This is a genomic window from Streptomyces sp. URMC 129, assembly GCF_051386415.1.
Lineage (GTDB): Bacteria > Actinomycetota > Actinomycetes > Streptomycetales > Streptomycetaceae > Streptomyces.
The window spans coordinates 1-21,819 of sequence record NZ_JBPQTQ010000011.1; the positions used below are offsets into that span (position 1 = coordinate 1).

Annotated in this window: 15 protein-coding genes, 3 pseudogenes and 1 CRISPR repeat array; of the genes and pseudogenes, 7 read left to right on the forward strand and 11 right to left on the reverse strand. The window is 72.8% G+C overall.

Features of this window, described 5'->3' with window-relative positions; all coding sequences use genetic code 11:
- Positions 1–341: 341 nt before the first annotated feature.
- Entirely contained in the window at positions 342–1,541 is a 1,200-nt protein-coding gene (locus ACSNOC_RS03955) for a helix-turn-helix domain-containing protein (RefSeq protein WP_436745804.1), read from the reverse strand.
- Between the two features lie 182 nt (positions 1,542–1,723).
- On the opposite strand from ACSNOC_RS03955, the gene ACSNOC_RS03960 reads away from it, so the two are divergent.
- On the forward strand, positions 1,724–1,927 hold the full coding sequence (locus tag ACSNOC_RS03960; RefSeq protein WP_436745805.1) for a hypothetical protein: 204 nt from the start codon (positions 1,724–1,726) through the stop codon (positions 1,925–1,927).
- A 113-nt stretch (positions 1,928–2,040) separates the two neighbouring features.
- A CRISPR array of direct repeats spans positions 2,041–2,373; the repeat unit is 28 nt; unit sequence GTGGTCCCCGCGAGCGCGGGGATGGTCC.
- 20 nt (positions 2,374–2,393) lie between these two features.
- Here ACSNOC_RS03960 and ACSNOC_RS03965 read toward each other — a convergent pair.
- The 6 genes and pseudogenes from ACSNOC_RS03965 to ACSNOC_RS03990 form a co-directional block, all read right to left on the reverse strand.
- Positions 2,394–2,632, reverse strand: a pseudogene (locus tag ACSNOC_RS03965) (transposase); the annotation flags it as partial.
- A gap of 47 nt (positions 2,633–2,679) precedes the next feature.
- Positions 2,680–3,360 carry a hypothetical protein gene (locus ACSNOC_RS03970; RefSeq protein WP_436745806.1) on the reverse strand — a complete coding sequence of 227 codons (681 nt, stop codon included), beginning with the start codon at positions 3,358–3,360 and terminating at the stop codon, positions 2,680–2,682.
- Positions 3,361–3,519: 159 nt separating this feature from the next.
- Positions 3,520–3,700: pseudogene (locus ACSNOC_RS03975) on the reverse strand (VOC family protein); the annotation flags it as partial.
- A 12-nt stretch (positions 3,701–3,712) separates the two neighbouring features.
- Positions 3,713–3,926, reverse strand: a pseudogene (locus tag ACSNOC_RS03980) (ArsR/SmtB family transcription factor); the annotation flags it as partial.
- Positions 3,927–4,057: 131 nt separating this feature from the next.
- Positions 4,058–5,416 (reverse strand): cytochrome P450, encoded by a 1,359-nt coding sequence (locus tag ACSNOC_RS03985; protein ID WP_436745807.1) that lies wholly within the window; start codon positions 5,414–5,416, stop codon positions 4,058–4,060.
- A gap of 360 nt (positions 5,417–5,776) precedes the next feature.
- Positions 5,777–6,940 carry a serine hydrolase domain-containing protein gene (locus ACSNOC_RS03990; RefSeq protein ID WP_436745808.1) on the reverse strand — a complete coding sequence of 388 codons (1,164 nt, stop codon included), beginning with the start codon at positions 6,938–6,940 and terminating at the stop codon, positions 5,777–5,779.
- A 929-nt stretch (positions 6,941–7,869) separates the two neighbouring features.
- On the opposite strand from ACSNOC_RS03990, the gene ACSNOC_RS03995 reads away from it, so the two are divergent.
- Together ACSNOC_RS03995 and ACSNOC_RS04000 are read left to right on the forward strand one after the other, a co-directional pair.
- Positions 7,870–8,541: an AIM24 family protein gene (locus ACSNOC_RS03995; protein WP_436745809.1), complete on the forward strand. Its 672-nt coding sequence runs from the start codon at positions 7,870–7,872 to the stop codon at positions 8,539–8,541.
- Positions 8,542–8,615: 74 nt separating this feature from the next.
- The gene (locus ACSNOC_RS04000; protein ID WP_436745810.1) at positions 8,616–9,566 is read left to right on the forward strand and encodes an alpha/beta hydrolase; all 951 of its coding nucleotides are present in this window, start codon (positions 8,616–8,618) and stop codon (positions 9,564–9,566) included.
- 35 nt (positions 9,567–9,601) lie between these two features.
- Here the strand turns inward: ACSNOC_RS04000 and ACSNOC_RS04005 are convergent, their stop codons facing one another.
- On the reverse strand, positions 9,602–10,222 hold the full coding sequence (locus ACSNOC_RS04005) for a TetR/AcrR family transcriptional regulator (protein ID WP_436745811.1): 621 nt from the start codon (positions 10,220–10,222) through the stop codon (positions 9,602–9,604).
- Between the two features lie 226 nt (positions 10,223–10,448).
- Between ACSNOC_RS04005 and ACSNOC_RS04010 the strand changes: the two genes are divergently transcribed.
- Complete coding sequence (locus tag ACSNOC_RS04010; RefSeq protein ID WP_436745812.1) at positions 10,449–11,618, forward strand: acyl-CoA dehydrogenase family protein; 1,170 nt, start codon at positions 10,449–10,451, stop codon at positions 11,616–11,618.
- A gap of 88 nt (positions 11,619–11,706) precedes the next feature.
- On the opposite strand, the gene ACSNOC_RS04015 is transcribed toward ACSNOC_RS04010, so the two are convergent.
- Positions 11,707–13,134 carry a carboxylesterase/lipase family protein gene (locus ACSNOC_RS04015; RefSeq protein WP_436745813.1) on the reverse strand — a complete coding sequence of 476 codons (1,428 nt, stop codon included), beginning with the start codon at positions 13,132–13,134 and terminating at the stop codon, positions 11,707–11,709.
- Between the two features lie 221 nt (positions 13,135–13,355).
- On the opposite strand from ACSNOC_RS04015, the gene ACSNOC_RS04020 reads away from it, so the two are divergent.
- Positions 13,356–15,287 (forward strand): AMP-dependent synthetase/ligase, encoded by a 1,932-nt coding sequence (locus ACSNOC_RS04020; protein ID WP_436745814.1) that lies wholly within the window; start codon positions 13,356–13,358, stop codon positions 15,285–15,287.
- 117 nt (positions 15,288–15,404) lie between these two features.
- On the opposite strand, the gene ACSNOC_RS04025 is transcribed toward ACSNOC_RS04020, so the two are convergent.
- Both ACSNOC_RS04025 and ACSNOC_RS04030 read right to left on the reverse strand, forming a co-directional pair.
- Positions 15,405–16,346, reverse strand: a complete 942-nt coding sequence (locus ACSNOC_RS04025; protein WP_436745815.1) for an alpha/beta hydrolase — start codon at positions 16,344–16,346, stop codon at positions 15,405–15,407.
- Positions 16,347–17,299: 953 nt separating this feature from the next.
- Positions 17,300–17,611, reverse strand: coding sequence for a trypco2 family protein (locus ACSNOC_RS04030; protein ID WP_436745816.1), 312 nt, complete (start codon positions 17,609–17,611; stop codon positions 17,300–17,302).
- Between the two features lie 89 nt (positions 17,612–17,700).
- Between ACSNOC_RS04030 and ACSNOC_RS04035 the strand changes: the two genes are divergently transcribed.
- Both ACSNOC_RS04035 and ACSNOC_RS04040 read left to right on the forward strand, forming a co-directional pair.
- Positions 17,701–19,401: a trypsin-like peptidase domain-containing protein gene (locus ACSNOC_RS04035; RefSeq protein WP_436745817.1), complete on the forward strand. Its 1,701-nt coding sequence runs from the start codon at positions 17,701–17,703 to the stop codon at positions 19,399–19,401.
- Positions 19,402–19,501: 100 nt separating this feature from the next.
- A complete protein-coding gene (locus ACSNOC_RS04040) occupies positions 19,502–21,769 on the forward strand; it encodes a tetratricopeptide repeat protein (protein ID WP_436745818.1) in 2,268 nt (755 codons plus the stop codon).
- Positions 21,770–21,819: the final 50 nt, after the last annotated feature.

Below are 21,819 nucleotides of genomic sequence, written 5' to 3' on the forward strand. Positions count from 1 at the left end.
ACGCGGACGGCGTCCCACCAGCGCCCGCACGGCAAGGTCCGCACGCCCTGCTCCGCCGTGGGCAGCCAGTGCGGTACAGCCATGCTCCGTGTCATCGCGGTCACCCCCGAAACGCCCGGACGCGGGCACCGGAGGCAGAACGGGGCTTCCCGAGCATGCGGTAGCCGTCGGGAATCAGGACGGGGACGGGCGGGGGTACTGCGCGCGCGGTAGTCGCCATGATCGGGCTCTCCAGTGAGCTGTCGTGCACTGACAGTCACCCAGCGTGCCGAGCTGCCCGGGCGGCGAGTTGCACGGAAGTGTGCAACTCCCGATTGTCCGCATGTGTTACCGCGACTGGGCTACGCGACGCCAACCCACGCGGCGAACCGCGCGAGCGGCCCGCCGCGCGACCGCTCCTGGCGTCGCAGCTGAACAACCGTCTCCCGGGTCGTCGGGTGGTACTTCGTCTGCAGGGGGGCTGCGCGCCGGGCCCGCTCAAGGCACTTCAGTGCTTCTGTGCGGCTTCCGGCCCACGCATGAATCCTGGCGACATCCATCCAGTGGTGCCCTGCCCGTGAACGGGACCATCCGCGCGGGATCTTGACGTCCTTCGCCAACCGGATCGCCTCGTCGTACTCCTCCAGCTCCGAGACGATCGCGACGGCGTGGACGCCCACGTTCGGCAGGCCCCAGGTGAGCCCGTAGTCGGGGAGTTCGCCGGTCACTTCAGCGAGGCTCCTGGCTTCTTCCAGGTGGCCGTCGGCCCGACCGCGGTCCTTGGCGCGCCCGGCGATCACGGCAGCGCGGAGATGCAGACTGCCGCGCAGGGCGTCGAGTCCTCGCGGGCGGCGAGAGCCCTGCCCATCGAGGTCCCGCAGCGCGCGATCGACGACGCGCAGCCCGATGTCGTAGCGGCCGTGCGCCAGCACGGTCTGTGCGCGGAGGTACGACTGGACGGCGAGCAGGCCCGGCTCGTCCGCGTGCGGGGCGGCCAGAGCGATGCGGTCCAGGGCCACGGTGGCAAGGTCCAGATAACCGAAGTTCCACGCCACGGTGAAGACGCAACGGAAGGCGCCGGCCAGGCATTCGTAGGCGAACCGCCGGTCCTCACCGGTTGAGGTGTGGACCGCGTGCACGCACTCGTCGATCACGCCGGGAAGGTCGCGGAGCATGGGCGTGTAGTCGGCATGGCGTCGCTGGAGGAGGAGCCGCTGGACATCCTGGCTGATCAGCGAGGGATGCCGAGGGGGCGTCGTCCAGTCGTGCGGCACGTCCCAGTTCTCCATGCCCACGCGGATGGGCTGGATCAGGACGTCCAGACGGTCACGCCGCAGCTCCTCGGAGTACGGCTGGCCGAGCAGCTCCGACACGGGAAGGCCGAGGCCGCGAGCACACGCGGCGATGAAGGCGGACGACGCGGGCCGTTGACCGCACTCGACTTTGGACAGCAGCGACTTGGAGACATTGGCGCGCATGGCGAGTCCGGTCTGCGTCAGGCCGCGCTGGGTGCGCAGCTCCGCGATGCGCACGCCGATGTGCGTGTCAGTGCTATCGGGCATGCGGACTCCCGTTGTTTGCTCAGCTCGACACCTGAACGGTAGCTCCCGGCATTGCCCGGCGAACAGCGAACGGCCCCGCCCGAGTGAGGGCGGGGCCGTTGCGTCGGAAGGCGCAAGGGTCCATCGCCATGGGCATCGAGTGGGCGAACTGAGCCAACGCTGGCGCGGCTACCGCGAGCGCCGTGGCTGCGATCGCGGTGACCACTGCGGCGTTCAGCGAGAACTCGACCGCCGGGAAGCTGGCCACCGCCGAAAACGGCCGTCGGCACAACGAATTGTTTTCTGAGTTCACCGTCGCTGCGCACAAGCGTGGGCCCGCAGTCAAGCGGACGGTCCTGCAGGTCACCCTCGACAGCCGAACGTGCTTCAGCGTCTCGACTCGGTGACTCTGGCGGTCCGCGACCTCTGCTGGGCGCGTGGCAGCTAGGCTGCAGCACCACGGCGAGAACAACTGAACAAAACCGGCCGACCGACCGGACAAAGCAGCAGGTGAACAAGCGTGGTCCCCGCGAGCGCGGGGATGGTCCGTGCGGCTTGGTGCCGAGGTAGAACCTCACGCCGTGGTCCCCGCGAGCGCGGGGATGGTCCGTCCCTGTCCATCACCGACCGGGCCCGTATCGGGTGGTCCCCGCGAGCGCGGGGATGGTCCGGCGCTGGACTCCCGGCGTGGCAAGGCAACCAGGTGGTCCCCGCGAGCGCGGGGATGGTCCGCTGGTCGAGGCCAAGGACGCGGCGGTCCGCGTGTGGTCCCCGCGAGCGCGGGGATGGTCCGCCCCGGGCTGGCCGGAGCCGGGTACCTACGCCGTGGTCCCCGCGAGCGCGGGGATGGTCCTCCACACCCGGTACCGGATGCCAGGTACCGTCCGCCGACCACAGCCGGTGGAGCGTTCGTAGACGGTCTTTCGAAATCCGAGCCAATCCGGCAGGTCACGCCAGTGCGCACCGGTCCGCACCCGGTGCAGAATCCCGTCGATCACCTGACGATGGTCACGCCACCGCCCACACCCACCATTGCTCACCGGCAGGAACGGCCGCAGCCGCTCCCATTCGGCATCCGGCAACGCACCCCGCCGGTCCCCGCCCTTACCCAGAACAAGGACCCAATGGACAGCAAGTCACATGATCGGCCGGACAGCTGCTAGCCGCGAATGATCGCGGGGAAGGGCGCCGTCGTGTCGACGTAGTACTTGCGGACCAGCGGGCCGAATCCGTCCTGCGAGTTGCCGAGGATCATGGCCTTGATGACCTGGGTGCACTTCGCGTCAGTGAACGCCGACACCTTCGCAACGGTGCCGCTGCCGCCGAGGGCGAACGGGATCCACGTATTCCGGGACTCCGTCGTGGCGCTGACGTCCGGATCGAAACCCAGGAAGAAGTGGCGTCCGCCGTGCTCCTGCCCGGTGGCCAGGAGCACGATCACGTGGAAACCGGTGCCGTCCGTGTTGTTGAACGTGCTCTTGGCTCCGCCCACGTGCCCTGTCGGACCCTTGATGGTCACGGCGCGGTCGCTGTGCAAGATGTCGCTGATCCCTGTCCACTTGGCCGCGATGTCCAACGCCGCCGACAGATCCGCGGGGTTGTACAGTCCCCCTGTGCCGGGGCTCAATCGGTCGCCCACGTTCTTGGCGCGCTCCTCGCAGAGCTTGTCCAGCATTCCTGTGAAGAAGGTGGAATCAGTCGGCATCTGCAACCAGACCTTGAGGCGGTCGAGAACGGTGGCCGCCACCGTGTTGTCTATCGCCTGCGAGATCCGGGCCCGCAGTGTCGCGATCGCCGGGGTGGTCACGTCCCCGGCTTGAATGTACGCCTGCTCGATCATGAAAGCTCCCCCCAGTCAACTCCCTTGTCCTCACTATGGCGTACGGAACCCGCCGCCGGTGGTGCAACCAAGGAAAAGAGCAATCCCGCACGCCCTGCTCACGCTCCCCGCCTCGATGAGGGTGCCAGAGCCGGCGCCACCGCGTCGCGCCCGTCGACGCCGCAGGGCGGGATGCCCGGGCGACGACGACCAGTCATGGTCTGTATCCGGGACCACGGTCAGACACCGGGCCGTACCCGGCGGAACGTCGTGCTTCCGCACGAAGCCCAGCACGTCGGTGCAGAAGCGCAGGGCTTTGTCCCTGGTCGTCGACGAAGACGCCGGTGAGGTGGATCTTCATGGGTGTACTCCGGGGTCCGGTGCTCAGGCAGTGGCACTTGTGGTGGCCCTCGCGCCGTGAAACGACCAGACCCGCCGATTCCCGTACGGCCAGATGCCGGCTGTTCGCCTGGCGGGACACAGCCCCAGGCCGTGCTTGGCCACCAGCCGTGCGCAGATTTCGAACAGACTGCGGCCCCTCGTTCCGCCCTCTCATCAAGGATGCGCCGACGAGTGGGGTCAGCCAAGGCTCAGAAGACATCCTCCGCCACCACGACCGGCTCCTCCGAGGTTTCGCTTCCCCGCCGGACTTGTTGGAACTGGAAGCACGCCCGGTTGCGAAGAAGGCAGAAGGGCGTATCGGGTAGCGGGAGAGAGGTCAGGCGGGCGTGGTGTGCGCCGTGGTGCGGGGCGTTGCCCGCATCCGTAGTTCCCGGGGCCTCAGGACCGTGCCCGCGGTGGGGCGGCTCTGGTGGCCGGGCTGGTGTTCCAGGCACCAGCGGGCGGTGATGGTCGCGAGGGCGAGGGTGGCCTCGGTTATCGCGAAGGTGTCACCGATGCACTTGCGGGCACCCGCCGCGAAGGGGATGACCGCATGGCGGGGCGGTTGGGGGCGCTTGGGGTCCCAGCGGTCGGGGTCGAAGATCTCGGGATCGTCGTAGAGGTCGGGCCGATGATGGATGAGGTAGGGGCTGTAGACGACCGCGGTCCCGGCCGGCAGCGGGTGCTCACCCAGGGGGTTTTCGGCGGTGACCGTGCGGGTGATGAACCAGCCGGGAGGGTACAGCCGGAGGGTTTCCGTGATGACGCGTCCGGCCAGTTCGAGATGGGGCAGGTCGGCGTGGGTGGCCGGGCCGCCGTCCAGGACGGTGTCGACCTCGGCGTGGAGCCGCCTCTCGATCTCCGGATGCCGGGCCAGCAGGTCCAGCGTCCAGGCCAGGGCACTGGCGGTGGTCTCGGTCCCGGCCAGGAAGAAGGTGACGACCGTGTCGGTGATTTCCTCGTCGGTCATGCGACGGCCGCCGTCTTCGGGGTCGCGGGCGGTGATCAGGGCCGAGAGGAGGTCGCCGTGGTCGGTGCCGTCGGCGCGGCGCTGGGCGATGATCCGGTTGCAGGTGTCTCGCATGCGGCTGCTGGCACGCTCATAGGCGCGGTTGCCCGGGGTGGGGAGCCGGTCCAGCGGCGGGACGAGAAACATGCGCCGGTAGACGCCCTTGAAGACGGTGGTGATGTCATCGAGGATCTGTCCGAGCTCGGCGGGGGGCAGCGTGCCGGAGAACAGGGTGGCGGCCAGGACCCCGGAGGTGATCGTCATCATCTCGGTGGGCACGTCCAGGACTTGGCCGGGCTGCCAGGAGCCGGTCGCCTCGTCGACGGAGGCGGTCATGGCCTGCGCGTAGCCGGGGAGCCGGGCGGGGTGGAAGGCGGGTTGGGACAGCCGTCGCAGGCGGCGATGGTCGCTGTGCGGGCAGGTGCCGATGCCGTTGCCCATCACTTCCCGCATGCGGTCGAAGATCGGGCCGCCTTTGTCGAAGACGCGGTCGTCGACCAGGGCTTGCCGGGTCAGCTCCGGATCGCAGATCACCACCATGCTGAGGGGACCCAACCGGATGCGGACCAAGTCCCCATGAGCGGGTAGAGAGTTCATGAACGCCAGGGGGTCCCGCAACAGCGGCACCAGATGACCGATCAGGGGCAGTGCGTCGGGGGCGATCGGGATGGAACGCAGGTCCTTCATCGTTGCTCCGAGGCTGTCCGTTGATCTCGGCGGCGGAGTCGGCCAGGTGAGCGGCGCACCTTGTGCGGTTGTGCTGGATACTGCCCGGTGGGGCCGTGCGACACGGGTACGTTCCAGGACAACTTCCCACGCTGGGGCGCCGCTGCCCGACAGCCCCTTCCTGTGGCCGGTGCGGCCCGTGGGTCCTGGCAGGCGTGAACGATGCACAAAAGACGGGCACGTCACAGTGAACGTGCCCCAAATCCCATGGCCGATTCGGCGCCGCGTCTGCGCGCCGACGCCGCGGACGCCGGGTCGCCGCCGACCCGGCGCTGTGAGCCGGAGTGCCCGTCCGCCGGTCGCGGGCGGGGCCGCCCCGGGTCAGGCGGGTCGGCGGAACTCCGCGTCGGTGATCTCCCTGACCGCCGCGCCCTCCCGGGCCAGGGCGTCGGTGTTGAAGTACACGCTCATCCGGTGCCGGGCGTCGCGCGTGGAGACCGAGAGGACCTCGATCCCGTAGCCGCCGCCGCGCTGCCCCCACAGCTCCAGCCCGCAGGAGGTGGTGATACGGGTGAGGCCGAGGCCGTGGTCGTCGGTGCCGTCGGACACGGTGGTCATCATCGTCCGCAGCTGTGCCTCGGGCAGCAGCCGCCCGCCGAGCAGGGCGCCGTAGAAGCGGTTGAGGTCGTCGGCCGTGCTGATGAGTTCGCCGCCGGCGCGCAGCGCCGAGGGGTTGAACTCCGTGACGTCGACGCCCGGTGGGGGCAGTTCGGCTTGCTCGGTGGAGTAGGCCCGGCCGGACGGCTGCGGCAGCGTCTTCCGGGTGCCGGGGGAGACGGTGCCCCGCAGCCGCAGCGGCTCGATGATGCGGCGGTGCAGCCCGTGCTCGTAGGAGGTGCCGGTGATCCGCTCCACGATCAGCGCGGCCAGCAGGTAGTTGGTGTTGGAGTACACATACCTCTCGCCGGGGGCGGCGGGAGGCGGCTGCGACATCGCGACGGCCAGCAGCTCCTTCGGCCTCCAGGTTCTGTGCCGGTGCATCAGCCAGGCCGGGCCGTACTGGTGGAGGGCGGGGTCGTTGAGGTAGTTGTACACGCCGCTGGTGTGGTTGAGCAGTTGCCGGATCGTGATGCGGCGGCCGTCGTGGCCGTTGCCGCGGACCACGCCCGGCAGCCATTGCTCCACGGTGTCGTCGATGCTGAGCCGCCCCTCGGCCTCCAGTCGCAGAACGAGGGTGGCCGTGAACGTCTTGGTGATGCTGCCCACCCGGAAGTGGTCCGCCGGACGTGGCGGGCGGTTCGTCCTCCGGTCCGCGACGCCCGCCGTCGCCACCCAGCGGTCCTCGCCGTCGACAACGCTGACGAGCACCCCGGGCGCACCGCGCCGCACGGCCTCCTCCATCGCCGCGCGCGTCTCCGCCCGCGGCCGCGCGTTCTCGCCGCCGCCCCGCGCGGCGGAGGCCGACGGGACGGACAGGAGCGCGGTCAGGAGCGCGGCGCCCGCGGCGGTGAGGGCGGCGCGGGCCCTTCCAGTGACCATGCGCATCGGCCGGGCTCACCTTCGACGACGGGGGATCCTGCCCCTCAGCCGATCAGATCCGCCCCCGCCCCGCGCGCGGACACCGGGACGCCGGGGTGGGCGGGCGGGGCGGCGGGGACGGCCGTATCCGGCTGCCCGGCCTGCGGATGCGCGCCGGCGCGCGGCGGGCCAGGCTCGGCCCGCCGGGCCTTGTGTCACACGTTCGGCCGCCACCCGGCCGGAGCAGCGACGGCCCTCGGCCGCGGCCGAGGCGGCACGGCGGGCGCGGTGCGGCCAGCACCGGCCTGGGCCCTTCGCCGGAGCCGCGAAGGGTGAACCGCAGTGAGGCGGCCATCCGGTCGGCCAGTTGCGCCATCCCCGGGCCGACGGAGTCGGTGACCCAGGTGGCGTTGAGCAGGAGAATCTGTATCCGGGTACTCGTCGGCGAGCACGTAGTGGCGGACGGAATCCACCCCCCGTTGCTCGCCGCGGTAGCCGGTGTCCGAGAGAGTGGACTCGAAGATCCGGCAGGCCGGACCAGCCGGCAGCTCCACGGTCGTGATCTCCGGCCCCCGTGTGTAGGTCAGCCCCGGGATCGGCTGAGGCTTGGACATGTTCTCCACGAGCGTGTCTTGGCCGGTGGGCGCAGGGGGATGCGGAACCACTCCGTGGGCGTGATCAGGTGGTAGCGCGATGGTCGGCGTAACTCCCGCTTGCCCGCCGCCCTGTCCGTTGTCTGCTGTTCCGGTTGGCTCACGCGGTGGTTCCCTGCTGAACCGAAGGCCTGACAGTGCCGATGGTGCTGGTGAAGGGCGCGACACCCCGGGGTCGCAGGGACAGAGACTGGTCACACAATAGCGTGATCCCACTACGCTGTGGTGCTGCCGTCGGCCGACTCCCGCGTGCCGTGTGGCGATTCGGGCTCACTCGAACGGGTTAGCCCCTATGATCGCGCCGTGCGAAGCGACCTCTTCAAAACCGAGTACCAGGCCCAGGCGCCCACCGCGTCCGGGATGTCCCTCCAGCACTCCAAGGCCATCCGGTACGTCGTCAACGGCGAGTGCCACGCCCGGCAGGGCTCGATGGTGGCCTACCGCGGCAATCTGCAGTTCGAGGTGAAGTCCCAGGGGGTGGGGAACTTCCTCAAGCGGGCCGTCACCGGTGAGGGGCTGTCCCTGATGGCGGTGCGCGGGCAGGGTGAGGTGTGGTTCGCGCACAACGCCCAGAGCTGCTTCGTCATCGAGCTGGAGCCGCAGGACGCCCTCACCATCAACGGGCGCAACGTGCTGTGCTTCGACCCGACGCTCAGCTACGACATCAAGATGGTGAGCGGCGCCGGGATGGCGGGCGGGGGCCTGTTCAACTGCCAGTTCTCCGGCAGCGGCCGGATCGGTCTCATCTCCGATGGCGACCCGATCGTGATACCGGTCACCTCCCAGGCTCCCGTCTACGTCGACACCGACGCCGTGGTCGGCTGGACGAGCCACCTGCGGACCTCCCTCCACCGCGGCCAGAGCATCAAGTCGATGCTGCGCGGCGGCTCCGGGGAGGCGTTCCAGCTCATGCTCCAGGGCGACGGTTTCGTCGTGGTCCAGCCGAGCGAGGTGCAGCCGCCCCCGGAGAAGTGAGTTTTCCGGCCGTCCGCCGCGGTCACCGTCTGGGAGAGGGCGGAACGCTCCGCCCCGGACCTCCGGGAGGCTCCGTGAAACTCGACCCCGACGCACAGGCCGCGGCCGACCTGCTCGCCCGCCTCCTGCCGCGCCCGCTGCACCAGCTCGGTGTCGCGGGCGCGCGCGAGTGGACCCGGCGGCACCTGTCCCGCAACCCGCCGCCGCCCGTCCACGAGGTGACCGACCATCTCGTCCCCGGCGCGGACCCGGGTGTGGAGATCCCGGTGCGGGTCTACCGTCCTGGCCCCGGCAGCGGGCTGCCGGTGCTGCTCTACCTCCACGGCGGCGGCTGGACCCTCGGCGGCGTCGACCGGGTCGACCCGCTGTGCCGGACCCTGGCGAACCGGACCGGCTGCCTGGTGGCGTCGGTGGAGTACCGCCTCGCCCCGGAGCACAAGTTCCCCGCGCCGCTTCAGGACTGCCACGCCGCCCTGGCCTGGGTCACCGCCCACGCGGCCCGCCTGGGCGCCGACCCCGCCCGCACGGCGATAGGCGGCGACAGCGCCGGCGCCAACCTCGCCACCGCCGTCTGCCTCCTCGCCCGCGACCGGGGCGAACCGCTCCCCGTCTTCCAGCTGCTCGTCTACCCGGCCATGGAGTACGCCGAGCCGCGCCCCTCCTGGATCGAGTACGCCGACGGCCCGCTGCTCACCGTGGGCGACGTCCTCTGGTTCTGGGACCTGTATCTGCGGGACGAGGCCGACCGCGCGAATCCGCTCGCCGTGCCCGCCACCGCGCCCAGCCTGCGCGGGCTGCCGCCCGCGTTCGTCGTCACCGCCGAGTGCGACCCGATCCGCGACGACGGCGAGCACTTCGCGCGACGGCTGCGCGACGACGGTGTCGAGGCGGCCGTCAAGCGCTACCCGGGTGTCTTCCACGGCTTCTTCCCGCAGGTCGGCGTCTACGCGCGGACGGCGGAGGCGATCGACGACGCCGCCCGCCACCTGGTCCGCGCCTTCGCCGCGGTGCGGGCGGGGACCTGACCGGCCGACAGCCGCCCGCCGCCCGCCGCCGGCCGTCACCCGTCCGCCAGGAAGTCGAAGCGGCGCACGATGGTGAGGGCGGCCTCGGTCACCTGGCGGGCCTCGGTCTCGTCGTCGCTGGTGGCGACCTCCCACATGGCCTCGCCGATCAGCCCGCTCATCACGGTGACGGTGAGGCGGCTGAGGGGGTCGTCGCCCGCGCCGAGCAGCGCGGCGTTCTGCCGGACCCAGCCGCGCGCGCGGGCGCGGCGGGTCAGCTCGAAGCCGGGCGGGGTGTCGCCGTGCAGGAACAGCCGCACCAGGTCGCGCTGGCGCCAGGCGTTCTCCAGGAAGGTGCGCGAGCCCACGGCGAACAGCTCCAGCGGGTCGGTGACCCCGGCCGCCCTGGCCTCCGCGACGCTGGCGGCGGCGGCCTCCTCCTGCGCGTCCTGGAAGCTCTCCCACACCGCGATGAACAGCTCGGTCTTGCCCCCGAAGTGGTGGTAGAGGCTGCCGACGCTGGACCCGGCCCGCTCGATGACCTGCGAGATGCTGGCCTCCGCGAAGCCGTGCTCGGTGAACACCTCCCGGGCGGCCCGGAGCATGGTCTGCCGGGTCTGCGCGGTGCGGCTCCACTCCCAGGAACCGCGCCGTCCGGCCGGCGGTTTGCGTGCCATCGCGCTCCCTCCTTCCCGACGGCTCCCCGGCCGTCCGGCCCTCCCGGGCCCTCCTGCCCTCCCGGGCCGTCCCGGCCGTCCCGGAGGGATCCTAGCCCCAGCAATTCCAGAAATGTGTTCCAGAAGTGTCCCCGCTTCTCTTGACACGCGGTGCGGCCCGGCGGAAGCTGACCGCAATTACTGGAAACCTGTTCTAGAAACCTGATCCGGAAGGCAGGCCCTGGACATGGACTTCTCGCTCTCCCCGGAGGAGCGGCAGATCCGCGACACCGTGCGGTCCTTCATCGAGAAGGAGGTCATGCCACTGGAGCCCGAGGTGCTGCGCAACGAGCGCGAGGGCCGCCCCGGCCTCGACCCCGAGGTGCTGCGGGACCTGCGCGCCAAGGGCCGGCGCAGTGGCCTGTGGGGGATCAACACCCCCGAGGAGTACGGCGGCGCCGCCCTCGGCGCCGTGATGAACGCGATCGTGGCGATGGAACTGGGCCGCACCTTCGTGCCGTTCCGCTTCGGCGGCTCGGCCGACAACATCCTCTTCGCCGCCGACGAGGAGCAGAAGCGGCGCTACCTGATCCCCACCATCGAGGGCGAGCGGCAGTCCTGCTTCGCCATCACCGAGCCCGGCGCCGGCTCCGACGCCCGCAACATCCGCACCCGGGCGGTCCGGGACGGCGGCGACTGGATCATCAACGGCGAGAAGACGTTCATCACCAACGGCAACGACGCCGACTTCGTCATGGTCTTCGCCGTCACCGACCCCGACAAGGGCGCGGACGGCGGCGTCACCTGCTTCCTCGTCGACCGCGCCATGGGCTGGACGTCCGAGCCCATCGCGACCATGGGGGAGTGGGGCCCGGCCGCGCTCGTCTTCCAGGACGTCCGCGTGCCGCACGAGAACGTCCTCGGCGAGGTCGGCGGCGGCTTCGCGCTCGCCATGCAGTGGATCGGGCAGGGCCGCTTCATGATCCCCGCCCGGGCCGTCGGCTCCGCCGAGCGGCTGCTCCAGATGGCCATCGACTACGCCGGGATCCGGCAGTCCATGGGCCGCCCCATCGCGGACTACCAGGCGATCCAGTGGATGATCGCGGACTCCGCCATCGAGATCGAGTCCGCCAAGTGGCTCACCCTGCACGCCGCCTGGCGCGTCCAGCAGGGCAAGGACGCCCGCCACGCCTCGTCCATCGCGAAGATCCACGGCGCGCTCATGGCCAACGAGGTGGTCGACCGGGTCCTGCAGATCCACGGCGGCATGGGCTACACCAAGGAACTGCCCATCGAGCGCTGGTACCGCGAACTGCGCCTGCTGCGCATCTACGAGGGCACCGACGAGATCCAGCGCCGCACCATCGCGCGCAACCTCCTCAAGGGCCACGCGCGTCTGGGCACCATCGGGGAGTGACCCGGCGCGGCCCGCGGGCCGCATCCCGGGCCCCTGACCCGCTCCCGCGCCCCGCCGGGCCCGGAAGAGCCCGGGGGGCGGGCGGCGTTCAGCGCGCGTCCGCGGCTCCCACCGGGACGGACTCCCATATCCGCCGCGACGCGGCCACCGGGTCGGACACCACCGACACCGGCAGGTCCCAGACGCGGGCGAGCGCCTCGCCCTCCCGGTACTCGGGCCAGCCCGGGTCGCCCGTGGTGGCGAACGCGACCCACGCCTTGCGGATCTCCTTCGACAGCGTCTCCGCCTCGGCCGGGACCGGGTCGCCCAGCAGCAGCTCGCCCAGCGGCCGGCCGGCCGGGTTGCCGAAGACCAGCGGTACGTCGAGGGCGTGGCACGCCCGCAGGATCCCGCCCAGCGCCGGTGTCGCCCAGGCCAGCTCGTAGCACCAGGCCCGGCCCGGGTGGTTCCGCGCGCTCCACAGCGTCGGGACGCGGAAGACGCCGTCCGACATGATCAGCACGTACAGGTCCCGGTCGGACAGCCCCGGGTGGGCCGCCCGGTACTCCGCGAGCGCGGACTCCGGCAGCGCCATCGCCTTCGCGGCGGACGCCGGGGTCTGCCGCTCCGGCGGCTCCAGCAGCGCGAACAGCTCGTACTCGTCGCGGTTGAACCCGGCGATCAGGTCCACCTCGGCCCGCAGCCGGTTCCACGGCAGGTCGGGCACCAGGTCGTCGCCGCCGACGAGCGGGCCGTACGGGGTGATCTGACCGCGAGCGGCCTGCACCGCGTGGATCGCCTCCGAGGGGAGCCGGCCGAAGTCCGCCACCGTCGCGGGCACTCCGAGGGCGCCGGCGATCCGCTCGGCCGTCCGCCGGGCCCGCGCCTCGGTCTGGAAGCCGTTCGCGATGCTCTGCCCGATCGCCCGCCGGAACAGCCCCCGCCCGGCGTCGGCCGCGGTCAGCGCGGCGACGGAGGCGGCGCCGGCCGACTCACCGAAGATCGTCACATTGTCCGGGTCCCCGCCGAACGCCGCGATGTTCTCCCGCACCCAGCGCAGCGCGGCGAGCTGGTCCAGGAAGGCGCGGTTCCGCGGCGCGTCCGGCAGCCAGCCGAACCCCTCGAAGCCCACCCGGTAGTTGAGCGTGACCACGACCACGCCGCCGCGGGCGAGGGTGGCCCCGTCGTAGTCCGAGGCACGGGAGGAGCCCAGGATGTACGCGCCGCCGTAGATCCAGACCATCACCGGCAGCCCGCCGGCGCCCGGGTCGGGCGTCCAGACGTTGACGCTCAGGCAGTCCGGGGAGTCGCCGGGGCTCCACGAGGAGGCCCCGTCCGGGAAGAGGCTCACCTGCGGGACGTCGGCGGTGAAGCGATCCGCCTCCCTGACCCCGTCCCACCGCTCGGGCTCGGCCGGTGCCTCGAACCGCGCGGGCCCGGCCAGCGGCGCCGCGTAGGGAATGCCTTTGAAGGACACGACACCGTCGCCGGCCCTGCCGCGCACCGCTCCGTGCGCCGTCTGTGCTAGGGGATCCACGACCCATGCCTACCACAGCTATATGCCGCTCCGGACCGGGGCGGTGACGAGGGACCGGTCACACGGGCGGCGGGAGAACCGCCGGGGCGCGGGTGGCACGCGGCTCCGGACCGGCGCCCCGAGGAAGTCGGGCTCACGTGACCCAGGGCATTGCTTTTTTCTTACCAAACGGTAAGCCTACTGAGCAGTCGGGTCGGGCCGCCGCCAGCAAGGGAGCTGACATGTACGCTCGGGTACTCAGGGACATGCGGGAAGCCAAGAAGCGCGAGGACCTGGCCGTCCGTGTCAGACCCGAGGTGATCCGGGAGAACGGGGTGGTCCGCGAGGTGCGGGTGCCGCCGCTGGTGGCTCCGCCGACGTCGGGCAGTATCGCCGACATCCCGTTCACCAACGCGGCGGAGGCGCCGGGCGCGGTGGTGATCCGGCGCAAGGTGGGTGACCGGTATGTGCCGGTGACGGCCTCGGCGTTCGCCCGTGAGGTGACGGACGTGGCCAAGGGCCTGATCGCGGCCGGGCTGGTGCCCGGCGGGCGGGTGGCCGTGATGGCGCGGACCTGTTACGAGTGGGCGGTGCTGGACTTCGCGATCTGGGCGGCGGGCGGTCAGACCGTGCCGATCTACGCGACGTCCTCGGCCGAGCAGATCGAGTGGATCCTGCGCGACTCGGGCACGGCGTTCATCGTGGTCGAGACCGCCGACCACGCCGCCACCGCCGACGCCGCACTCGCCGCCCTCCCGGCGGACCTGCCCCGGCCCCGGCTCTGGCAGCTCGACGACGGCGCGCTGGCGCGGCTCACCGCGCTGGGCCGGGACGTGGCCGACACGGAGGTGACCGAACGGCGCACCGGGCTCAGCCCGGAGACCATCGCCACCCTCGTCTACACCTCCGGCACGACCGGCCGTCCCAAGGGCTGCGTCCTCACCCACGCCAACCTCCACGCCGGAGCTGTCAACGTCGTCGAGCTGCTGAAGCCCGTCTTCGAAGAGGTCACCCGGCAGACGCCCTCGACGCTGCTGTTCCTGCCGCTGGCGCACATCCTGGGCCGGACCATCCAGATCGCCTGCCTGTCCGGGCGGATCGAGATCGGCCACTGCCCCAGCATCAAGCCGGACGAACTCCGCCCCGAACTCGCCGCGTTCAAGCCCACCTTCCTCGTCGGCGTCCCCTACCTCTTCGAGAAGATCCACGACACCGGGCGGGCCACGGCCGAGAAGATCGGCCGCGGCTCGTCGTTCGAACGCGCCGACCGCATCGCCGTCAAGTACGGCGAGGCCGCCCTGGCCAAGTACCTCGGCACCGGCCCCGGCCCCGGCCTCGGGCTCTCCGCCGCCAGGCTCCTGTACGACCTGCTCGTCTACCGCCGCATCCGCGCGGCCCTCGGCGGCCGGATGAGCTACGCCATCAGCGGCGGCTCCCCGCTCGACACCCGCCTGAATCTGTTCTTCTACGCCTGCGGCATCATCATCTACGAGGGCTACGGCCTGACGGAGACGACCGCGGCCGTCACCCTCATCCCCCCGCTCACCCCGCGCCCCGGCACGGTCGGCCAGCCGGTCCCGGGCGCGTCGATCCGCATCGCGGACGACGGCGAGGTCCTGGTCAAGGGCGGCACGGTCTTCGGCGCCTACTGGAACAACCCGGCCGCCACGGCGGAGACGCTGAGGGGCGAGTGGTTCGCCACGGGCGACCTGGGCACCCTGGACGACGACGGCTACCTGAAGATCACCGGCCGGAAGAAGGACATCATCATCACCAACGGGGGCAAGAACGTCTCCCCCGCCGTGCTGGAGGACCGGCTGCGCAGCCGCCCCCCGATCGGGCAGTGCGTCGTCGTCGGGGACCAGCGCCCCTACATCGGCGCCCTCATCACCCTCGAACCGGACGCGCTGGAGCACTGGCTGAGCGTCCGCAAGCGGCCCCGGGACACCCCGTTCGCGGAGCTGAAGCACGACAAGGACCTGCTGGCCGACGTGCAGCGGGCGGTGGACTACGCCAACGAGGCCGTCTCGCGCGCCGAGTCCATCCGCAAGTTCATCCTCGTGGAAGGCGACTTCACCGAGGAGAACGGCCTGCTGACCCCGTCGCTGAAGGTCAAGCGCAAAGCGGTGACCGAGGCGTACGCCAAGGAGATCGAGGAGCTGTACGGCGGCTGAACGCGGCACGCCCGCCGTCCGGATGACGGCGGGCGCGGGGCCGGTCCCGCCCGGGGTCAGGAGCCGGGGCAGGAGCCGCGGTACCCGGGGATCACGCTGCGGGGCGCGGGCCTCGGCTCAGCCGAGGTGGTCGGCGAGGAAGCCGAGGGCGAGGGGAAGGCCGTCGATCCAGTACTGCCACTCGTGGATGCCCTCGCGGGCCATGAACCGGTGGGGCACGTTCTTGCGGGTGAGGGCGAGGTGGAGGTCCGCGTTGGCCTCGAAGAATTCGTCGTAGGAGCCGCAGTCGAGGTACCAGGCGGTGCGGGTGAGGTCGGCGGTCGCGGCCCGGTCGAGGGTGTCGCTGAGGTTCCAGTAGCGGTAGCGCTCGTTGAGCCGTGCCTCACCGGCGAGGTCGAAGCCGTAGGAGCGGCCGAAGCGCCAGTTGTATCCGGCCATGTCCAGGGCGACGTGCTGCGCGTCGGTGCGGTGTCCGGCGCTGAGGCCGAAGGCGGCGGCGAACGTGCCGGGGTGGCGCAGGGCGAAGGACATGGCGCCGAAGCCGCCCATGGACAGGCCGCCGATGCCGCGGCGGGTGGCCGCGCCGCCGGCGCGGTGTTCGGCCTCCACGGCGGGGACGAACTCCTGGGTGAACATGTCGGCCCAGCGGAAGGTGCCGTCGGCGGAGTTCATGTAGTAGCCCAGGGGCTGTTCGATGGAGGGCTTGGTGATGTCGGGGCGGGCGTCGGGCATGACGACGACCAGGGGCGGGATGCGGCGGCGGGCGATGGCCAGGTCGAGGATCTGCTGGGCGTTGCCGGTGTCCAGCCATTCGGTGTTCTGGCCGGTGGCGCCGTGCAGGAGGTAGAGCACGGGGTGGGTGCGGGTGCCGGTCCGGCTGTAGCCGGGGGGCAGGTAGAGGGAGTAGAGGGTGTCGGTGCCCAGGACGCGGCTGGCCATCCGCACGTTCCTCCGCACCCGGCCGCCGGGGCCGGTGGCCCGGACGGAGCCGGTGGCGGTGGCGGTGAGGGCGGTGGCCGAGGCGGCGGTGCCCGCCGTCAGCAGGGTGCGGCGCTTCATGGGGAGATCTCCGTTGATGTCCGTTGACGAGGGGGTGCTGAGGTGTCGGAGAAGGGGAGGAGGGCAGGAGCCCCGGTCGCGTGTCCCGACGCCGGGGAGCAGCGTGGGCTCCCCGCTCGCGCGGTCCCGGATTCCGGGCCGCGTTCGGCCCGGCCCGCCAGGACCAGGTGCTCCGGGTGACGGCGGGCGGTGATACGGGCCGGCCCCGGTGGCGGTGACGCCGCGGCGGTCCGCCTCCCGCAGGACCCGGGAGGCCGCGGCCATGGCTCAACGACCAGCCTCCTCGACGCGTCACGGCCGATCAGGCAGGAGCTCGTCATCGGCCCCCGCGGCCCCGGCACGGGCGGACTCGCCGCCGCCACCGCGCTGCTCCGAACGGGAGGGGTGACCGTCGACGCGTACCAACAGGCGCCCGCGCCCCGCGAGTCGGACGTCGGCATGCACCGCGGCCCCAACGGCGCCCGCTTCCTGCGCCGCTGGGGCCTGGAGCCGAGGGTGCGCCGGACGGCGGGCCGCCCGGAGGCCCTGGAGGTTCGCGGCAGCCGGGACGGCACCGCTGCGCCCGCACCCCGATGGGCGACGGGTGGGAGGGGGAGTACGGCGCGCCCCGCCCGACCGTGGAAGGCGCCGGCCTGCACGCCGTGCTCGCCGCCGAGGTCCCGCGCGGCCGGATCACCCACGGGGCCCGGCTCGTGCCCTTCGACGAGACGCCGGCGGGGTTCGGATGGCGTCGCCACCGGCCGGCCGAGTCGTTCGGCCGGTTCGGGAAAGGGGTGCGCCGAACGCGCTCAACGGCCGGCCGCCGCCCGGCTACCCGCACCACACGGTCCGCGAACCGGCCACCACCCGGCCGGGGAAGGACATCACGAGCCTCGACGCCCACTTCCCGTGCGGGCGCACGGTCCAGTCGGTGGCGGGCGACGGCCGGGCCGTGGGCCGGGGTGGGGCATCCGTCAGTCCGCTGCCGGTGTCCGGCCCACGTGGAGCGTGCCGCCGTCCTCGGTCTCGGGAGTCAGCTCGACCTGGATGCGGTGCGTGGCGTCCCGCGATATGCCGCCGCCGGCGTCCGCGGTGAGCACGCCGATGCGCAGGCCGGCCCGGGCGTCGCCGCCCCGGTGCACCTGGACGGCGAACTCCAGCTGCACGCGTTCCACGGAGAAACGGACGGTCTCGCCGTGACCGTCCCGCCAAGCCTCCGTCAGTTCCCGCCGCACCTGCCCGATCACCTCGGCCAGCCCGGCGAAGTCCTCGCCCGCCCCGTACATTCCGGCTCCCTCCCGTCCCCGCAGGCCCACTGCCCTGATATGCGCGAAAGTCTACGGTCCGTCAGATTCCGCGAGTATGCTGCGGAGGCATGGGGGCCGAGGCGGCGGGGGATTGGCTGGTCCGTATCCGGCGGGTGTCGCGGGGGCCGGTGCTCGGAGCAGGGGTGCTGCTCGACACGGAACACGTGCTGACGTGCGCGCACGTGCTGCCGGGCGCGGAGGTGCCGGTGGCCGTCGAGCCGGCGCGGGCCGGGCCCGTGGGCGCACGGGTGGCCGTGGACGGCTGGGTGCCGGAGCGGGACGACGGCGCCTGGGGGCCGGTCGGCGACCTGGCCCTGCTGCGGCTGGACCGCCCGCAGCCCGCCGAGCACTGCGCCCGCCTGCACCGTCTGTCCCCGTCCCTGCGCCGCCCGGTCCGGATGTACGGCTTCCCGCACGGTGCGGACCAGGGGATCGTGCTCTTCGGCCGGCTCGACGACAGGATCGCGGACGGCCGCGTGCAGATATCCGCCGACCCGGGCAGCGCGGCGGTCGTGCCCGGGTTCAGCGGCGGCGGAGTGGTGGACGAGCGAACCGGCCACGTCATCGGCATCGTGGTCAGCGCCTACCAGCGGGGCCGCATCAGCCTGTCGTTCATGATCCCCACCGAGACCGTCGTCCAGCACCTGCCCCAGGTCCGCCAGTGGTCGGTGGGCCCCTCCGCCGTCGACCTCAGCCTGGTCCCGCGGAGCGATGAGCCGTCCGAGGACGTCGAGGACGCGGAGTTCGCGACCTGGCTGGCCGGCTGGCTCGGCGGCGGAGCGTCCGCGGCCCCGGTCGCGTCGGTGCTCGTCGCCCCCGGCGACCGGGCCCGCGCGCCAGCGCTGTGGCGGGCCATGTCCCTCGCCGACCGGGAGCTGTCCGCGACGGACCGCGCGGAGCGGCGGGCGAGTGCCCCGCCCGGCGCCGTTCCGCCGGTCGGCTCCCTTGACCTGGCCCTCGACGTCACCGGTCAGAGCCCGGAACAGGTCGCCGAACGGGTGTGCCGGCGGATGGGCATCGGCGCCGCCGCCGGGCGGACGTTCACCGCGCGGCTGCGGTCCGCGCGGCTGCCGCTGACCGTCGTGGTCGACGGGATCGACCGGGCCCCCGACCCCGACGGCCTGATGGACGTGCTCGGCGCCGTCGCCGAGCAGGGCGGCCGGGTGCTGCTGATCTTCCACGAGGCCGGTGACGCGGTGCGGGACGCGGCGACGGCCGCCCTGACGTTCCGTTCCCGGCGGGGGGCCGTGGACCGGGAGCTGCGGGAGTGCGCCGAGACGGGCCGACGCGAGCTGGACGCGCGGCGGCGCGTCGTGCGGGCGAACGCCGAGCCCGCCAGGTCCGCCGTCGACCGCGCCAGATCGGTGCTGGTGAGAATCCCGGCGCAGCGCCGTCGGCTCGCCCTGCTCGACGCGCACGGCGCGATCGGGCCGGACCGTCCGGACCAGGCGCTGGCCGAGTCCGCGCGCCTCGCCGCCGCGGCGCGGGAGCGGGTCGCGGAGGCGGTCGCCCGGCTCGACACGCTGATCGGCCACCGTGACGAACTGCGGGGGCGGCTGCTGGCGACGGCTCTGCTGGCGGGGGATCTCGACTCGGGGACGGCGGCCGATGTGGCCCTGGCCGATCTCTACCGGACTGCCCGCTTCCTGCTGTCGCGCGGGCCGTGCGACGTGCCGGCCGCAGATGCGGCGGTGACGCGGTTCATGGACGCGGTGCGCGGACGGCTGAACGGCAGAGCCCACGGGGCCGGCGCGGACAGCGGCGGCTGACGGCGGCGCGGAGCGAGCGCGGAGGGAAGGGAAGTGGAGGGACGTGGAGAGAAGTGGTCACGGTATGACGTCCTGCAACCGGGCCCCCTGCCAGGGGACTGTGGCACGCACCGGATACTGCGACACCTGCGGCAGGCGCCCGCTGCCCTCCCCGCGCGCCGCTCCCCCGTCGCGACCGGCGGCGCCGGGCGCGGTGGCCGGGGCGCCCGCCGCGCCGCAGGCGGGGGAGCGGGAGTCCGCGGCGCCGCCGCCCGCGCCGCCGGCCTCCTCCTCCAGTTCGGGCGACGGGGAGATGGTCCTGCCGCCCGTCTCCGTCCCCGACCCGTCCGGGCTGGTCATCGAAGACCCGCGCCCGCCCACGGGCGGGCGCCGCTGCGCCAAGGACGGCTGCCCGGAGGTGGTCGGCGCCCGCCGCGGCGGCCGGCCCCCCGTGCCCACCGGCCACTGCCCGCGGTGCGGCCACCCGTACTCCCTCGAACCGCAACTGCACCCGGGCGACCTCCTCAACGGCCAGTACGAGGTGGTCGGGTGCATCGCCAGTGGCGGCCTCGGCTGGGTCTACCTGGCCCGGGACCGCAATCTGGAGGGCAAGCCCGTCGCCCTCAAGGGCGTGATCAACGCCAACGACGCCACCGCGCTGCGCGTCGCCGAGGCCGAGCGGCGCTACCTGATCGCCCTCGGCCACGCCTCCATCGTCCGCATCATCAACTTCGTGAGCCGGCACGACACCGGCTACATCGTCATGGAGTTCGTCAGCGGGCACCCGCTCAGCGAGCTGCTGACCCGCGAGGGCCAGCAGCGGGTGCTCGGCGGGCCTCTGCGCCTGGAGCACGTGGCGGTCTACGGCTACCGGATCCTGGAGGCGCTGGAGTACCTGCACGACCGCGGGCTGCTCTACTGCGACATGAAGCCGGACAACGTCATCCACCACGGACACCGGATCACGGTCATCGACCTGGGCGGCGTTCGCCGGATCGACGACCACACCTCGCCCGTGATCCACACTCCGCGGTACCTGCCGGAGGAGGAGCTGTTCACCGGGCCGCCCGGCGGCGACGGGCCGGCGACCGGCGGAACGGGCCGGAACCGGAGACGGGCGCCCCGCGCCACCAGGCTGACCGACCTGTTCACCGTGGCGCGGACCCTGCGCGACCTGGTGACCGCCGCCGCCTGGACGCCCGGCGGCGCCAAGGACTCCTTCGACGCGCTGATCAGCCGGGCCACATCCCCGCACCGCGCCGCGCGGTTCGCCACGGCCACCGAGATGGCAGAGCAGCTCCGGGGTGTATGGCGCGAGTTGCGTGCCGAGGCGGGGGAGCAGCAGCCCGCGCAGTCCACCGTGTTCGCGCCCGGCACCGGCCTGCTGGACGGCGGGCTGGGCGCGCCGCCGCCGCTCGCGCACTGGCTGCGGCGGCCCCCCGTGCTCGGCCCGGCGCCCCCCGTTCCCGGCGCGCCGCCGCCGCGGGCCGCCACGGCCGCCCTGCCCGTGCCGGTGCCCCATCCCGCATCGCCCGAGGCGGCCCGGGAGTTGGCGGAGTGCGGCGCCGCCCTGGCGGCCGGCGAGCACGCCCGCGCCCGCGCCGCGCTGGCTGCCGCCTGGCAGGCTCTCCCCCCGGCCGCGGCGCCGCACGACTGGCGCCTGGCCTGGTACCGCGGCCTTCTGCTGCTGGCCGACGGCGGCCCGGCGGCCCCCGGTGAGCCGGACAGCACGCACGGCCCGGCCGGCCCGCCCCGCGCCCCCGTGTTTCCCGCCGAGTGGGACAGCGCCGCGTCCTGCTTCGACCACGTCCGCCGCGCCCTGCCGGGCGAGCCCGCGCCCAAGCTGGCCCTGGGCTACTGCGCCGAGCTCGGCGCGCGAACCGGGGAGGCCGAGGCGTTCTACCGCGCGGTGTGGTGGCGCGACCACGCGGACGCCGCCGCCACGTTCGGCCTGGCCCGCGTGCGCCTCGCCCGCGGCGAACGGGCCGCCGCCGTCGACGTGCTGGACCAGGTCCCGGCCCACGCGCCGCATCACCGGGCGGCCCGCGTCGCCGCGGTCCGCGCGCTCGGCGCCTGGCTCGGCGACGCGCCGCCCGCCGCCCACGACTGGGGCGAGGCACAGCGTCGGGAGGCGGAGCTGGAGCTGGACGCCGACGAACGTCTCCGCCTGGGCGTCGAGTTGCGCGAGTCGGCACTCCGCTGGACGACGGGCGGCGGGGCCCCGCCGCCCGGCGGGCGGGTGTTCGGCGACCCGTCCGGCGAGAAGGCCCTGCGGGAGCTGCTGGAGGACTCCCTCAAGGAGCTGGCGCGGCGGGCGAGCAGCACCCCCGACGAGCACGGCACGCTCGTCGACCTGGCCAATCACCTCCGCCCGAAAACCCTGCTGTGAGACCGTGCCCGGCTTGAGGGCCCGCACGAGGCGATGCGAAGGAGCGCGCC